The 16,122-nt window shown below is 67.4% G+C and carries 10 protein-coding genes; 3 read left to right on the forward strand and 7 right to left on the reverse strand.

What is annotated here, in order from left to right; all coding sequences use genetic code 11:
* From ACVMK0_RS07240 to ACVMK0_RS07250, 3 genes are read left to right on the forward strand one after another with little or no spacing between them, the layout of a single operon-like run.
* Window positions 1-3,147, forward strand: a complete 3,147-nt coding sequence (locus tag ACVMK0_RS07240; protein ID WP_476463391.1) for an efflux RND transporter permease subunit — start codon at window positions 1-3, stop codon at window positions 3,145-3,147.
* Window positions 3,148-3,200: 53 nt separating this feature from the next.
* Window positions 3,201-4,067: a presqualene diphosphate synthase HpnD gene (gene hpnD / locus ACVMK0_RS07245; protein ID WP_476463392.1), complete on the forward strand. Its 867-nt coding sequence runs from the start codon at window positions 3,201-3,203 to the stop codon at window positions 4,065-4,067.
* A 37-nt stretch (window positions 4,068-4,104) separates the two neighbouring features.
* Window positions 4,105-5,562 carry a hydroxysqualene dehydroxylase gene (locus tag ACVMK0_RS07250; protein WP_476463393.1) on the forward strand — a complete coding sequence of 486 codons (1,458 nt, stop codon included), beginning with the start codon at window positions 4,105-4,107 and terminating at the stop codon, window positions 5,560-5,562.
* Between the two features lie 26 nt (window positions 5,563-5,588).
* On the opposite strand, the gene phbB is transcribed toward ACVMK0_RS07250, so the two are convergent.
* The 7 genes from phbB to ACVMK0_RS07285 form a co-directional block, all read right to left on the reverse strand.
* Window positions 5,589-6,326, reverse strand: coding sequence for an acetoacetyl-CoA reductase (phbB, locus tag ACVMK0_RS07255; RefSeq protein ID WP_034112064.1), 738 nt, complete (start codon window positions 6,324-6,326; stop codon window positions 5,589-5,591).
* Window positions 6,327-6,364: 38 nt separating this feature from the next.
* The gene (locus tag ACVMK0_RS07260) at window positions 6,365-7,543 is read right to left on the reverse strand and encodes an acetyl-CoA C-acetyltransferase (protein WP_034112061.1); all 1,179 of its coding nucleotides are present in this window, start codon (window positions 7,541-7,543) and stop codon (window positions 6,365-6,367) included.
* A gap of 41 nt (window positions 7,544-7,584) precedes the next feature.
* Window positions 7,585-9,372 carry a PHA/PHB synthase family protein gene (locus ACVMK0_RS07265; protein WP_476463394.1) on the reverse strand — a complete coding sequence of 596 codons (1,788 nt, stop codon included), beginning with the start codon at window positions 9,370-9,372 and terminating at the stop codon, window positions 7,585-7,587.
* A 426-nt stretch (window positions 9,373-9,798) separates the two neighbouring features.
* Window positions 9,799-10,650: a peptidoglycan editing factor PgeF gene (gene pgeF / locus ACVMK0_RS07270; protein WP_250960138.1), complete on the reverse strand. Its 852-nt coding sequence runs from the start codon at window positions 10,648-10,650 to the stop codon at window positions 9,799-9,801.
* Window positions 10,631-12,859, reverse strand: coding sequence for a 3'-5' exonuclease (locus ACVMK0_RS07275; protein WP_476463395.1), 2,229 nt, complete (start codon window positions 12,857-12,859; stop codon window positions 10,631-10,633). The genes pgeF and ACVMK0_RS07275 overlap by 20 nt, the downstream gene beginning before the upstream one ends.
* 2 nt (window positions 12,860-12,861) lie before the next feature.
* Window positions 12,862-13,233, reverse strand: a complete 372-nt coding sequence (locus ACVMK0_RS07280; RefSeq protein WP_250960136.1) for a response regulator transcription factor — start codon at window positions 13,231-13,233, stop codon at window positions 12,862-12,864.
* A 124-nt stretch (window positions 13,234-13,357) separates the two neighbouring features.
* Complete coding sequence (locus tag ACVMK0_RS07285) at window positions 13,358-16,093, reverse strand: ATP-binding protein (RefSeq protein WP_476463396.1); 2,736 nt, start codon at window positions 16,091-16,093, stop codon at window positions 13,358-13,360.
* Window positions 16,094-16,122 lie beyond the last annotated feature (29 nt).

The following is a 16,122-nucleotide window of genomic DNA, read 5'->3' on the forward strand; positions in this document are numbered from 1 at the left end:
ATGAAATTCTTTCGCTCCCTGCTCACCAACCACCCGCTGGCCAACATCGCCTTCGTGGTGGTGATATTGATCGGCCTACTCAGCTACCTGAGCATGCCGCGCGAGCAAGACCCAGAGATCAACTTCAACTGGGTCACCATCACCACCACGCTGCCCGGCGCCAGCGCCGAAGACATCGAGCAACTGGTCACCAACCCGCTCGAGGACGCGATCGCCGGCGTCTCGGATGTGCGCTTCGTCACCTCGACCTCGCGCGAAACCGTCTCCAGCATCTTGGTGCGTTTTCACGAGATCAGCCCGCGCGTGTTCAGCCAGCGCATGAACGATTTGCGGCGCGAGATTCAAAACGCCGCCACCGCCGAACTGCCCCCCGAAGCCAACGACCCGCGCGTGATGGAGATCACCTCCTCGAGCGGCTTCCCGACCGCCACCGTGCAACTGATCGGCTTGGCCAACGACGAAACGCTGCGCCTCAACGCCCGCCGCATCCAGTCCGACATGGAGCGCATCACCGGCATCGACCAGGTCTTTGCCTCGGGGCTGCGCGACCCGGTGATCCGCGTCAGCCCCGACCCGATGGCGCTGGCGGCGCACCAGCTCACGGCCACCGACGTGGCCGACGCGCTGCGCCTGTGGTGGCGCGACAGCGCCGCCGGCACCCTCAAGACCGATGGCGGCGCCTGGTCGGTGAGCGTGCGCGGGGTGGTGCTCGACCCCTCCGAGCTCGCCAGCTTGCCGGTGGCCGCTGCCGGCCGCCCCGGTGTCTCGGTGCGCTTGGGCGACGTGGCGCGGATCGAACGCGACCGCGCCCTGGCCGCGCAACTGGCCTCGGTCAACGGCCAGCCGGCGATTTCGATGCCCTTTACCAAAACCGCCGGCACCAATACCCTCGAGCTGGTGGACCGGGTGAACGCCTACATCGCGGCGCAAAACCCGACGCTGGCGCTCTACGGCCTGCGGCTGGAGCTGAGCGACGACCAGACCGTGCCCACGCGCGAAGCCATCTCGATCATGCAGACCAACGCGCTCTACGGCATGCTGCTGGTGCTGGCGGTGTGCTGGCTGTTTTTGGGCTCGCGCATCGGCGCGCTGGTGGCGCTGGGCATTCCGTTTTCGCTCATGGGCACCTTTGCCCTGCTGGCGCCCCTGGGCTATACGGTCAACATCTCGGTGCTGCTGGGGGTGGTGATCGCGCTCGGCATGCTCGTCGATGACGCGGTGGTGGTGGCCGAATCGATCTACTACCGCATGGAGCGCGGGCAACAAGCCCTGCAAGCCAGCCTCGATGGCATCGGCGAAGTCTGGAAGCCGGTGCTGGCCTCGGTGGCCACCACCATGGCCGCTTTTATGCCGCTGATGCTGCTGCCCGGCATCGTGGGCGACTTCATGTTCATCATCCCCTTCGTGGTCACGCTGGCGCTGGCGATCTCGCTCATCGAAGCGTTCTGGATGTTGCCGGTGCACGTGCAACTGGTGAGCGGGCGCTTCGAGCGGCCGCCCTCGCGCGTGCAGCGCTGGCGCAACGCCTTCAACCGCGGCCTGCGGCTGCGCTACACGCAGTGGCTGGCTTTCGTGCTGCGCCGCCCCAAGCGCTTTTCGGCGCTGGCCATGGCGATCATCGGGCTGGCGGTGCTGCTGTACGCCGTCGGGGTGGTGCGGGTGCAGTTCTTTGCCTTTGACCCGATCCGCGCTTTCTACGTCAACGTGGACATGCCCGCCAACGCCACGCTGGAGCAGACCATGGCCGTGACCGAACAGGTCGAGCAGGCGGTGCGCGCGCGCTTGCAAGGCGTGGGGCCGGCCGAGGAGGGGCACGAGGCGCGCTCGGTCTCGAGCACGGCGGGGCTGATGTTCACCGACACCGAGCCGGTGTATGGCGACAACTTCGGCCAGATTTTCGTCTCGCTCAACCCGCGCACGGGCGACGCACGCGAGGTGCAGGAGGTGGTCGAGGCGATGCGCGCCGACATCGAGGGCATGGACACGCCGGGCGAGCAGAGCTTCTTCATCTTCACCGGCGGCCCGCCCACGGGAATGCCGATCAACATCCGGGTGCGCGGCGACGATTTCGACGAGATTCAACGCGCCGCCGAAGCCATCAAAGAACTGGTGCGCGCCATCCCCGGCACCCAAGACGTGCAAGACGACAACCTGCCCGGTCGGCCGCTGCTGCAACTGCGCCTCAACCACGAGGCCATGCGCGAGCTCGGCCTCAATGCGCAGCAGGTGACGCGGCTGGTGCGGCTGGCGGTGGACGGCGAAACGGTGGCCTTTACCCGCTTGCAGGGCGACCGCATCGAGCTCAAGGTGCGCAGCAGCTCGGCGCTGGGGCTGCGACCCGACCCGGACGCGCTGCTCAACGAACCGGTGGCGCTGCCCAACGGCCAGATCGCGCGCCTAGGCACCTTGGTCGAGGTGCAGGTGTTGCCGGGGCGCGGGGCCATCCGGCACTACAACCTGCGCCGCACCATCACCGTGCAGGCCAACCTGGACCGCGAACTCACCGACACCCGCGAGGCCAACCTGCAGGTGAAGGCGGGCTGGGAGCGCATCCGCGCCCAGCACCCGGGCGTCGACCTCGACTTCACCGGCGAGCTCGAAGACATCGAAGAAAGCCTGGACGCGATGGGGGTGCTGTTCCTGTTCGGCATCGGCCTGATCTACTTGATTTTGGCGGCGCAGTTTCGCAGCTACTTCCAGCCGCTGATGGTGCTGGTGGCGGTGCCGCTGGCCTTTGCCGGGGTGGCTTTTGGGCTGGCGCTTTCAGGCAATCCGCTCTCGCTCTTCACCCTGTACGGCGTGATCGCGCTGGGCGGCATCGCGGTCAATTCGGCCATCGTGCTGATCGACGCCGCCAACGAGCGGCTGCGCGCCGGCATGAGCGTGTTGCACGCCACGCTGTACGCGGCGCGGCGGCGCGTGGTGCCGGTGCTCATCACCAGCAGCACCACCATCGGCGGGCTGGCCTCCTTGGCCTTTGGCTTGGGCGGCGAGAGCCTGCTGTGGGGGCCGGTGGCGGCCAGCATCGTTTACGGCTTGGCGTTTTCGACCGTGCTCACGCTGTTCGTGGTGCCCTTGCTCTACCATGCCTTCATGCGCTACTCGCCCTTGAGCCGGGCTGGCGCGGCTGGCCCGGCTCAAGCCTAGCGCCTGCCCCCGCCAGCCTCACGCCCCACCCCCCGACAGCCAGCCGCCCGACCATGACGCCACAAGCCTACGCCCAGCAAAAAGCCGCCGCCTCGGGCAGCAGCTTTTACTACGCCTTTTTGTTTTTGCCGCCGCCCCAGCGCGCCGCCATCACCGCCTTTTACGCCTACTGCCGCGAAATCGACGACGTGGTCGATGAGGTGCACGACCCGGCGGTGGCGCAGCTCAAGCTGCACTGGTGGCGGTTGCAGGTGGCGCGCTGCTATGACACCAGCCACGGCGTGCCCGAACACCCAGCCCTGCAGGCGCTGCAACCGCACTTGGCCACCTACGGCATCGAGGCCGAGCACCTGCTGCAGATCATCGACGGCTGCCAGATGGACTTGGAGCAGTCGCGCTACCTCGACTACCCCGGCCTGCAGCGCTATTGCCACCTGGTGGCGGGCGTGGTGGGCGAGGTGGCGGCGCGCATTTTTGGCCAGAGCACGGCCCAGACCACGGCCTACGCGCACCGGCTCGGGCTGGCGCTGCAGCTGACCAACATCATCCGCGACGTCGGCGAAGACGCGCTGCGCGGGCGCATTTACCTGCCGGTCAATGAGTTGCAGCGCTTCGAGGTCAAGGCGCACGAGCTGCTCAAGCGCGGCCAGGGGGCCGAAGCCGGTTTTGAGGCCCGCTGCACGGCGCTGCTGCAATTCCAGATAGCGCGCGCGCTCGGCGTTTATGACGAGGCGCTGGCGCTGCTGCCCGCCGCCGACCGGCGCGCCCAAAAACCCGGATTGATGATGGCCAGCATCTACCGCCGGCTGCTGCAGCAGATCGCCACCGCTCCGCTGCGCGTGCTCACGCAGCGCGTGCGCCTGATGCCCTTGACCAAATTTTGGCTGGCCTGGAAGGTGCAGGCGCTGGGGCGGCTGTGAGGCTAGGCAGCAACCGCAACCCCATGTGCCACAGGCCATGACAGCGCGAGTGCTCGTCGTCGGCGGCGGCTGGGCCGGCTTGGCAGCGGCGGTGCGCGCCTGCGAGCGCGGGCTGGAGGTGACGCTGCTGGAGGCGGCGCGGGCGTGGGGCGGGCGCGCGCGGGCGCTCGAGCGCGCGTCTGGCACAGACTTACCACCGGCCCCGCCGCTGGCGCTGGACAACGGCCAGCACATCCTGATCGGGGCTTACACCCAGACCTTGGGCCTGATGCAGCGCTTGGGCGTGGATTTGAGCACGCATCTGCACGCCATGCCGCTCGATCTGCGCTTTGCCGACGGCAGCGGGCTGGCTACACCGTCTTGGGCGCTGCGCTGGCCGGCCCCGCTCGACACCCTGGCGGCGATGGCCGGCGCGCGCGGTTGGAGCTGGCGCGACCGGGCGGCGCTGCTGGCAGCGGCGGCGGGCTGGCGCCGGCGCGGCTTTGCCTGCGCCCCGAGCGCGAGCGTGGCCGACCTGTGCGCCAGCCTGCCGCCGCGGGTCTGGCACGACCTGATCGAGCCGCTGTGTGTGGCCGCGCTCAACACCCCGGCGCAGCAGGCCAGCGGCCAGGTGTTTTTGACGGTGCTGCGCGATGCCTTGCTCGGGGCCGGCCATGCGCCTTGGCGCGCTTCGCAGCTGCTGTTGCCGCGCACCTGCTTGGGCGATTTGCTGCCCCTGCCTGCCGTGCGCTGGCTCAAGCAGCGCGGCGCGCAACTGCACCTAGGGCAGCGCGCCACCGGCCTAGAACGCAGCACAGATGGCCGCTGGCGCGTGCACAGCGCCAGAGCCGTGTACGAAGCCGAAAACCTGATTCTGGCTTGCCCCGCAGCCGCAGCCGCGCGCTTGCTGCGCGGTCTGCCAGAGGCCCCTGCGGATTGGATCGAACCCGCAGCAGCGCTGGCTCACACCGCCATCGGCACCGTGTATGTGGCGGGCTGGCTGCGCACACCGTGGCCGAGCTCACACCCGATGCTGGCGCTGCGCAGCAGCGGGCCCGACAGCCCAGCGCAGTTTGCGTTTAGGCGCGATTGGCTGCAAACGCCGCCGGCGGCAGCGGTTGCGACTGCCCAAACCAGCGGCAGCAGGCACCCCGCCCACGGCGACCAAGCGCACCAAACCCAAGCCGGGCGCGCACCCCGCGTCAGCGAACAATCGGAGTGGGCTGAACTGGCCCTGGTGGCCAGCGCCTGCACCACCGACAAAGCCGCGCTGCAAGCCGCCGTGCTGGCCCAAGCTCGCGCAGCGCTGGGGTTGCACGGGGAGCAGGTGCGGCAGACGGTGATCGAAAAGCGCGCCACCTTTGCCTGCACGCCGGCCCTGCAGCGCCCAGCGGCAGCGATTGCACCGGGCTTGTGGGCAGCGGGCGACTACATCGACGGCCCCTACCCGGCTACGCTGGAAGGCGCGGTGCGCAGCGGCTTGGAAGCCGCCGAGCACTGTACGACCACGGCCTGAAATCGGCCTGCGCCTCAGCCCCCACCTCAACCCATGTGCAAGCCGCCGTTGCAGCTGAAGTCGGCGCCGGTGGTGAAGCCCGAGTCTTCGCCCGCCAGCCAGGTGACGATGGAGCCGATCTCGTCGGGCGTGCCCAAGCGCTTGACCGGAATCGTGGCCACGATCTTTTCCAGCACGTCGGGGCGGATGGCGCGCACCATGTCGGTGCCGATGTAGCCCGGGCTCACGGTGTTGACCGTCACGCCCTTGGCCGCCACTTCTTGCGCCAGCGCCATGGTGAAGCCGTGCATCCCGGCCTTGGCGGCCGAGTAGTTGGTCTGCCCGGCTTGGCCCTTCTCGCCGTTGACCGACGAAATCTGGATGATGCGGCCCCAGCCGCGCTCGACCATATCCGGCACCACCTGCTTGGTGACGTTGAACATGGAGGTGAGGTTGGTGGTGATCACCGCGTCCCAGTCTTCTTTGGTCATCTTCAGGAACATGCGGTCGCGCGTGATGCCGGCGTTGTTGACCAGCACATCGATCGGGCCGTGCTCGGCCTTGGCCTTGGTGAAGGCCTCGACGGTGGAGTCCCACTCGCCCACATTGCCCACGCTGGCGTAGAAGGTGTAGCCCAGCGCGGCTTGCTCGTCGATCCACTTTTGGTGGTCGCGCGTGGGGCCGCAGCCGGCGATGACCTTGAAGCCCGCCTTGGCCAAGCGCTGGCAGATCGCGGTGCCGATGCCGCCCATGCCGCCAGTGACGTATGCGATTTTTTGATTCATGTGTTGTCCCTCTGTTTGGGTGGAAAAAAAATTGCGTTTCAGCGCTCGACGGTGAGCGCCACGCCCATGCCGCCGCCGATGCACAGCGCGGCCAGGCCTTTTTTGGCGCCGCGGCGCTGCATTTCGTGCAGCAGCGTGACCAGCACGCGGCAGCCCGAGGCCCCGATCGGGTGCCCGATGGCGATGGCGCCGCCATTGACGTTGACCTTGGCCGCATCGACCCCAAGCCCGAGGTTGACCGCGCAGGCCTGCGCCGCAAAGGCCTCGTTGAGCTCGAACAGATCGACGTCGCCCACGCCCCAGCCGGCACGCGCCAGCGCTTTTTGCGAAGCCGACACCGGCCCCATGCCCATCACGCTCGGGTCCAGCCCGGTGGTGGCGTAGCTGCGGATGGTGGCCAGTGGCGTCAGGCCCAGCGCCGCCGCCTTGGCCGCCGACATCACCAGCACCGCGGCGGCGCCGTCGTTGATGCCCGAGGCGTTGCCTGCGGTGACGGTGCCCGCTTTGTCGAAAGCCGGGCGCAGGCCGGCCAGCGCCTCTTGGTTGCTCTTGCGATTCAGGTATTCATCGCTGTCAAAGACCAGCGCATCGCCTTTTTTCTGCGGGATCAGCACCGGCACGATCTCGTCCTTGAACTTGCCGGCGTCTTGGGCGGCAGCGGCTTTTTGCTGGCTGCCAAAGGCCAGCGCGTCTTGCATCTCGCGCGTGATGCCGTGCGCCTTGGCCACGTTTTCGGCCGTGATGCCCATGTGGTACTGGTTGTACACGTCCCACAGGCCATCGACGATCATCGAATCGACCAGCTTCCAGTCGCCCATGCGCTGGCCGTCGCGGCTGGCGGGCAGCAGATGCGGGCTGGCGCTCATGTTTTCTTGGCCGCCGGCGATCACGATCTCGCTGTCGCCGGTGGCGATGGCTTGCGCCGCCAGCATCACCGCCTTCAGGCCCGAGCCACAGACGGCGTTGATGGTCATGGCCGGGGTTTCTTTGGCCAGACCGGCTTTGATCATGGCTTGGCGCGCTGGATTTTGGCCCGCGCCCGCTGCCAGCACCTGGCCCAAAATCACTTCCCCGACCTGCTCGGGGGCCAAGCCGGTGCGCTGCAACAGCCCCTTGATCACGGCGGCGCCGAGTTCGGGCGCACTCACTTTGGCCAAGCTGCCGCCAAACTTGCCGACGGCGGTGCGGGCGGCGGCGACGATGACGATGTCTTGCATTTTTGCTCTCCTGTTGCAGTTGAAGTGAAAAATTTTGGGCCTCAGGCCTTGACCTTGACGTAGCGGCCCGGAGCCGGCTCGATGGCTTTGTATTTGCGGCTGCCGTAGCCCTTGGGCGCGGCCACCAGCTCACCGGCGTGGCCCTTGAGCCACTCAGCCCAGTCCGTCCACCAGCTGCCGGGGCGCTCGGTGGCGCTGGCCAGCCAGTCATCGAGCCGGGGCGGAAAGTGCTCGGTGGATCCCACCCAGTGGCTGCGCTTGCCCTTGCTGGCCGGGTTGATGACGCCGGCGATATGGCCCGAGGCCCCCATCACGAAGCGCTTGGGGCCAGGCAGGTGCTGGGTGCTGGCGTAGGCGCCGCCGATGGGCACGATGTGGTCTTCGCGCGAGCCGTAGATATAGACCGGGATGTCGATGCGCCCCAGATCGACGGGCTGGCCGCAGACGGTGAGTGCGTTGGGCTTGCAAAGCTCGTTTTGCAGGTAGGTGTGGCGCAGGTACCAAGCGTAATAGGGGCCGGGCAGGTTGGTGCTGTCGCTGTTCCAGTACAGCAGATCAAAGGGCGGCGGCGTTTCGCCCTTGAGGTAGTTGCCCACGACGTAGTTCCAGACCAGATCGGTGGGGCGCAGGAAGCTAAAAGTGGTGGCCAGATCGCGCCCCGGCAGCAGGCCGCCTTGAGCAAACTGCTGCTCGCGCAGGCGCACAAAGTTTTCGTCGATGAACACATCGAGCACGCCGGTGTCGGTGAAGTCGAGGAAGGCGGTGAGGAAGGTGGCGCTGGCCACCGGCTTTTCGCCGCGCGCCGCCAGCACCGCCAGCGCCGTGCCCAGCATGGTGCCACCGACGCAAAAGCCGAGCGCGTTAATCTGCTCGGCGCGCGTGATCTCGCGCACCACTTCGATGGCCTTGATGATCGCGGCCTCGATGTAGTCGTCCCAAGTCTTGTGGGCCAGCGCCGCGTCGGGGTTGCACCAGCTCACCACAAAGGTGCTCATGCCCTGCTCCACGGCATAGCGCACCAGCGAGTTGCCGGGTTGCAGATCGAGGATGTAGTACTTGTTGATGCACGGTGGCACCAGCAAGAACGGGCGCTGGTGTACCTTGGCGGTCAGGGGCTTGTACTGGATGAGCTGAAACAGCTCGTTTTCAAACACCACCTGGCCCTCGGTGGTGGCGACGTTTTTGCCGACTTCAAAGGCGCTCTCGTCGGTCATCGAAACGTGGCCCTGCTCGAGGTCGTGCAGCAGGTTCTGGATGCCCTTGCTCAGGCTCTCGCCTTGGGTTTCGAGGGCTTTTTGCTGCGCCTCGGCGTTGAAGGCCAGAAAGTTGCTCGGAGCGCTGGCTTCGATCCACTGCAACACCGCAAACTGGATGCGCGCGCGCGTTTTGGCGTCGGCCTGCACCGCATCGGCCAGCGCCATCAGGGTGCGGGCGTTGAGCTGGTAGGCCGCGGCCGCGTAGGCTGACAGCGGGTTGCTGCTCCAAGCGGGCGCGGCAAAGCGTTTGTCTTGTGGCGGTTTGACCTGCAGGCCTTGGCTCCAGAGTTGCGCCAGGTCTTTGAGGTAATCGCTCTGGATTTGCAGCAACCGTGTGGGTTCGATCTGCACCGGGTGCCCCGCCACTTGGGCGAGCATTTCGCTCAGATCGACCCCGCCCGCAGGGGCAAAGGGGGCGGCGAAAGGCGCTGCAAAGGGGGTTGCATTCGGGGCCGCTCCAGGCACCGGAGTGGCGGCGGACGGGCTGGCCTGCAGCAGCTGACCCCAATACTGCAGTGCCGACTGCTGCAACTGCTGCGCGGTTTGAAGCCACGGGTTTTGGGGGTTGCTCATGTGGTGCTCCTGGATTCGATCCGTTGGGCTGCGAGCGCAGGTGCCAAGCCGCTTGGCGCTACAGTCGGCGTTGCAAGGCCTGCCTCGAACCCCAACCCTTCCGGAATCTTCATGTTGTTTCTGTACGTAATCGTCATCGCCTGGCTCTATGTGGTGGTGCTGATGGCGGCTTCGGTGGCCACGAGCCCCACGGGTTCTGTGCTTGCAGCCATTATGACGCTGTTTTTTTACGGTTTGCTGCCATTGGCCCTCATGGTTTACCTGATGACGGGCAAGTTGCGGCGCAAAGCGCGCTCGGCGGCTGAAACCTCTGCAACATCCACATCCGACTCGCGCCAGACTGAGCCTGGCGCAGTCCCGCCGCCCGAGCCCAGCAGCCCTAACCCAAGCCTTGAAGACGCTACAGACCCAAGCCCTGAGCCAGACTCAAGCCCGCAGGCCGATGCAGGCCGCCATGCGCCCACTGGCGCCGAGCACAGCCCCATCGCGCCGGTGCGAAAAGAACCGTGAACTCTGGCTGGCGGTGCACCACGGGGCGCTGCCGTCGTTGCCAGCGACGCGCTCAAAACCCAGCGCGGCCAAGCGCTGGCGCGCCAAGGCGGGCAAGTCGGCCAGGTATTTGGGCGTCTGCGGCAGGGGGGCAAAGCAGGCGGCGGCGGCCGGGTCGTGCGCCACAAAAGCCTGCCGCACCTCAGGCCCGACCTCGAAGCGCTGCGGCCCGATGCACGGTCCCAGCCAGACCACGATCTGAGCGCGCTGCTCTGGGTGCTGCGCCGCCGGCCAAGCTGCACACAGGGCCTCCAGCACGCCCTGCCCTTGCGCCCCATGCGCCCCATCCGCCCCACCACCAGCCAAACCGCGCCAGCCGGCATGCACCGCCGCCACGCTGGCGCCATCGGCCGTGGCCAGCAGCAGCGGCAGGCAGTCGGCCACCAGCACGGTGCAGGCCAGGCCCGGCTGCTCGGTCCAGCAGGCGTCGGCCGTGAGGCCATCTGGGGTGTCGTGCTGCAGGTGCAGCACCGCGCTGCCGTGCACTTGGCGCATAAACACCGGGCGCAAGCCGATGGCAGCGGCCAGGCGCTGGCGGTTGGCGTGCACGTGCGCGGGCGCGTCGCCCACGTGGTCGCCTAGGTTGAAGCGGTCCCACGGCGCGGCCGACACGCCGCCCGAGCGCTCGGTGATGCCGGCCAGCACGCCGGCCGGCCAAGGCGCATCGGCCGTCTGCCAACTTGGGGGCCAAGTGTCGGACGCCACCGTTTCAGTACTTGATGCGCGCATAGAAGGTTTGCTGCGCCGCCGCGCGCGCCTGGCCTAGGGTGTGAATGCCTTTTTCGGCCAGCAGTGGGAGCAGGCGCACAAAGATTTCGGCCGTTACGATGGCGTCGCCCAGCGCGGTGTGGCGCCCGATCACGGTCACGCCAAAGCGCTCGGCGATGGCCTCGAGTCGGTGCGTGTCTTGCCCCGGGTGCACCACGGCCGAAAGCAGCAGCGTATCGAGCACCGGGTGGTCGAACACCAGCCCGCTAGGCTGCTCTTTGAGCTGCAAAAAGCGCATGTCGAAGGCGGCGTTGTGCGCCACCAGCACGGTGTCGTAGGCAAAGGCGTGAAAGGCCGGCAGCACGGCAAAAATGTCGGGCTGGCCCAGCACCATGTCGGGGCTGATGCCGTGGATGGGGATGGATGCCGGTGGTATCTCGCGCCGCGGGTCCACCAGTTGGTCTATGCATTCGTGCCTGAGCAGCTTGCCGTTGAGCACGCGCACCGCGCCGATCTGGATGATCTCGTCGCCCTCGGCCGGGTTGAGGCCGGTGGTTTCGGTGTCGAACACGGTGAACGACAGATCGGCCAGCGGCACGTCGTCGAGCGCCTGGCTGCGCGGGCTGACGCGAAAGAGGTCGAAATCGTAGAACTCGGGCCGGCTGTCGCTGCGCACGAAATTGGCGCCGTCGAGCTGCTCTTGGGCCGCTGCGGTGGGCAGCAAAAACCTGAACCACGCTTGGTTGCTGGCGCGGTCGCGCTCCAGCCAGAAGGCGCCGCCATGGCGATCGACCACCTCGCGCACCGACAGCGCGCTGGCCTCGGCGCCGATGCGCATCGGGTCGATCTCCCAGCTCATCACGGTCTCGGTGCTCAGCGTGGCGCCGCTCCAGATCAGGTCCAGCTCGGCCTTGTCGGCCCCTTGGCTCGAGGGGCGCAGGCGCAGGCTGAAGTGGCGGATGGCGAATTCGTCGCGCAGGCGCGCCGCCAAAAACAGCAGCGCCTGCATGATCGAGAAGCTCTCGATGCGCAGCCACAGGTTCGGGTCGGCCTCGCTCTGGTTGAGCGCGATGCCCAGCGTTTCTTCGATGCGCCGCCCGGCGGCGCTGAGCAAGTCGCTGCCGAGCATGTCTTCGAGCGGCCAGCGGCTCTGAAAGACCGCGGCCGCCTCGCTGCTGCTGCGCTGCACGCGCGCGCTTAAGGCTTGCACCTCGTCGCGCACCACGGTCAGAAAGCGCTCGCGCAGCGCCGGTTCGAGGTCGGGGTAGTCGAGCATCTCCACCGCCGCGCGCATATTGGCCAGCGCCGCGCGGCTGCCCTCGGTCAGGCCCAGCACCAGGCGCTCGCGCACGGCCTCGGCCTCGAACTCGCGCGTGATGTTGTCGAGCATGAGCACGAAACCGGCCAAGCGCAGCGGTTGCGCCAGTTGGCTGGGCGAGAAGCCGCTGGCGTCGGCCCCGGCATCATCGGCTGGGGCGCTGCGCACCGGCGTCATCTGCACACGCAGCAACTGGCCGGCGCGGGTGCTGGTGACGAACTGCGCCGTGGGCTGCGCGGCCCCGCGCTGCAGGCGCTGCTGCACGCTCTCGAGCGCGTGCGCCACCAGTTTGCGGTCGAACACGGCGTAGATCGAGCGCCCCAAGCCGATGAGCTCGGCGCCGCCGGCCAGTTGCGGTGTGGGCGAGAGGGCGCGAAACTGCATCCGGGCGCGCTGGTTGTAGAGCAGGATGCGGCCGTCGAGGTTGCACACCACCACGCTTTGGGTGAGCTCGGACATGAGCGCGGCCAGCCGCGATTTTTCCTGTTCGATGTCGTGCGCGGCGGCGCGCACCTTGGCCTGCATCTGGTGGCGCAACTCCTCGCGCTGCGCCACCAGTTGATTGAACAGCTTGGCCAGCTCCTTGGTCTCGATGTTGCCCTTGGGGCGCAGCTCGCGCACCACGTCGGTGCGCAGCAGCACCTGAGCTTCTTCGGCCAGCTGCACCGAGGGCGTGATCCAGTGCTCGAACCAGCGCTTGAGGCCCCAAGCGATCACACCCATGCCAGCGCCCCAAGTCAGGCAGACCAGCAGCAGGCGCTCGCCCACCAGCGCCCAGACCGTGGCGCGCTCGTCGGCCTCGAGGCTGGCGCCGATGAGCCAGAGCGTAAACAGCAGCCAGAGCACCGAAACGGCCGCTGCCACGCCCAGCAGCCACCACAGGCGCTTGTCGGTCGGTTTGTGGCTGGCCATGGTCAAGCCGCCGGCAGCAGGGAGCGCACTTTTTCCACCAGCTCGCGGGTGGAAAAGGGTTTGGTCATGTAGGCGTCGGCCCCCAGCGCCAGCCCTTTGGCCACGTCGGTGTCGCGGCCCTTGGCGGTGAGCATGAGGATGCGGATGGATTTGAAGGCGTCGTTGGCGCGCAGCTCTTGGCAGACTTCGAAGCCGTTTTTGCGCGGCATCATCACGTCGAGCAAAATCAGGTCGGGCCGATGCTGCGCCAACAGCTCCAGCGCCTCGACGCCGTCGCGCGCCAGCAGCACCTGGTAGCCCTCGCGTTTCATCAGAAATTCGAGTGAAATCAGAATGTTGGGCTCATCGTCGACGAGCAACAGGGTGTGCGCCATGGTTTTAGTCTCCTCAAGCCGATTGTGCCGCCGAAACGGGCGGTTTTGCAGTTGGTTTGCACGCGCGCGCTTTGCACACACCCCATAGCCGCGCCAGCCTGTGGCCGCCGGCCGCGCTGCCGCTTCAGCTCGGGCGCAGCGGCAAATCGAAGCCAAAACACGCCCCCTGCCCCGGCGTGCTGCGCAGCCACAAGCGGCCGCCGCAGTGTTCGATGATCTGGCGGCTGATCGGCAGCCCCAGCCCAGTGCCGCGCAACCGCCCCTGGCCGTCGCTGCCTTGGCGAAAGCGCTCGAACACGCGCTGCTGGTCGTCTAGCGGCACGCCGGGGCCGTTGTCTTGCACCGTGACCACCGCCATGTTGCCGCGCGGCTCCAGCCGCACCACGATGCGCCCGCCGGGTGTGGGCACGAACTTGGCCGCGTTGCTGATCAGGTTGAGCATGACTTGCGTCAGCCGATCCGGGTCGGCCTGCACCCACAGCGGCGGCTCGCCCGCTTCGGGCAGCTCCAGCAACAGTTCGATGCCCTTGTCGCGCAGCAGCTCGGCCGTGGTCTGGCACGACTGGCGCAGCAGCGGCGCCAGCTCCACGGCGCAGTGCTGCCAGTCGGCGTGGCCGGCTTCGATCTTGGCCATGTCGAGCACCTGGTTGACCAAGCGGCTCAGGCGCTCGGTCTCGGCCACGATGATGCCGATGAACTGCTGGCGCTGCTCGGGCGCGAGCTCGGGGTCGTCGCGCATCAGCTCCGACAGGGTGCGGATCGCGGTCAGGGGCGTGCGCAGCTCGTGCGTGACGGCCGACATGAACTCGTCCTTCATCCGGTCCAGCCCCTGCAGCTGTTCGTTGGCGGCGCGCAGCTCGGCGGTGGCGCGCTCGAGCGAACGCGATTTTTGCTCCAGCTCCTGCGAGTGCAGGCGCAGCCGGTTGGATTCGTCCAAGATGTCAAGCACGTCGGCCACCTCGAGCGCTTCGGCCTGCACCACCGAAGCCACCATGGCGTGCGCCGAGGCGCTGCCGATGGCGCCGGCGAGCAGGGTTTCCACTTGCTGCACCAGCAGCGCATCGGCGGGCAACTGCTCGATGCGGGCCACGCCGCGCTGCTGCGCGTACTCGGCCAAGCCGCTGCCGGCGCGCTCGGGGCCCAAAATGCGCTCCAGCAGCGCCAGCAAATCGGCCAGCCGCGCCTGCCCGCGCCAGAACACCGGCTGGGTGCTGGCGGTGCGCTCGAACACATCGACAAACAGCAACGCCTGGCTGGTCTCTTGCGCCGACGGGCTGCGCCAGAGCGAGACCAGCACATACGCGCCCACATTGGCCAGCAGGCTCCAGAACACCGCGTGTGTGAGGTGGTCCAGCCCGCTCAGGCCAAACAGCGCTTCGGGCTTGAGCCAGGCCAGCCCCCACGGGCCGTGGAGCAAAAAGCCGTCGTCGAGCCAGCCCGATTTGGCCAGCGATGGCAGCATCAGCGTGTAGCACCAGAGCCCAAAGCCGAGCAGCAAGCCGGCCAGCGCGCCGTGCCGGGTGCCGCCCTTCCAGTACATGCCGCCAAACAGCGCCGGGGCAAACTGGGCCACGGCGGCAAAGCTGATCAGCCCGATGCCCATGAGCGCGTAGGCGTCGCCGGCGAGGTAGAAGTAGAGGTAGCCCAGCAGCAAAATCCCCACGATCGCGCCGCGCCGGATGTTGAGCAGCCAACGCTTGAAGTCCAGCGCCAGCCCCAGGCGCGCCTGCAGCCGCAGCAGCAGCGGCGCGGCCAGGTTGTTGCTGATCATGGTCGAGACCGCAATGCCATCGACGATCACCATGCCGGTGGCCGCCGAAAATCCGCCGATGAAAGCCAGCAGCACCAGCCACAGCCAGCCCTCGGCCAGCGGCAGCGCGAGCACAAAGGTCTCGGGGTGCACCGCCATGCCGGGCTGGGGGCCAAAGTAGAGCATGCCGCCCAAGGCGATGGGCAGCACAAACAGGTTGATGAGCAACAGGTAGAGCGGAAACACCCAGACCGCGCGCTTGAGGTGGCGCTCATCGACGTTTTCCACCACCATGACCTGAAACTGGCGCGGCAGCAACAACACCGACAGCAGCGCCAGCAGCGTGAGCGTAAACCACTGGGCGTAGGCAAAATCGCCCACATCGCCCAGCTCCAACAACCCAGCCATTTCGGGTACGGCGGCGGCGCGGGCAAAGATGTCGCCCACGCCGTCAAAGAGCACGAAGCTCACGAACAGGCCCACGGCCACGAAGGCCAGCAGCTTGACCAGCGACTCGAGCGCAATCGCCGCCACCAAGCCCTCGTGGCGCTCGCTGCTGTCGAGCTGGCGCGCACCAAAGACGATGGTAAAACCGGCCAGCGCCAGCGCCAGGTAAAAGGTGCCGTCGAGCCACCAGAGCTGCGGCTCGGGCAGGGGCTGGCCCAGCGGCGTCGTCAGCACCCCGTAGGCGATCGAAATGCCCTTGAGCTGCAAGGCGATGTAGGGCACGATGCCGACCACCATGATGAGCGTGACCACCGCCGCCAGCCCCGGGCTTTTGCCGTAGCGGCTCGAGATGAAATCGGCGATCGAACTGATGCGGTAGGTCTTGGCGATGCGGATCATCTTGCGCACCACCACCCAACCCAAGATCATGGCCAGCGTCGGCCCCAGATAAATGGGCAAAAACCACAGGCCATCGGTGGCGGCGCGGCCGATGCTGCCAAAGTAGGTCCAAGCGGTGCAATAGACCGCGAGCGACAGCGCATAGACCCAGGCACTGCCGACCAAGGAGCGCCCCTGGGCCGCGCGCCGGTCGCCGTAAAAAGCGAGCGCAAACAGCAGCAGCATATACGCCGTGGCAACCGCGATGACCAGCAGGGGCGACATGGGGCGTGGGGCCAGTTTTTAGGAGGTGG

The sequence above is a fragment of the Serpentinimonas sp. SSL01 genome, assembly GCF_056323735.1.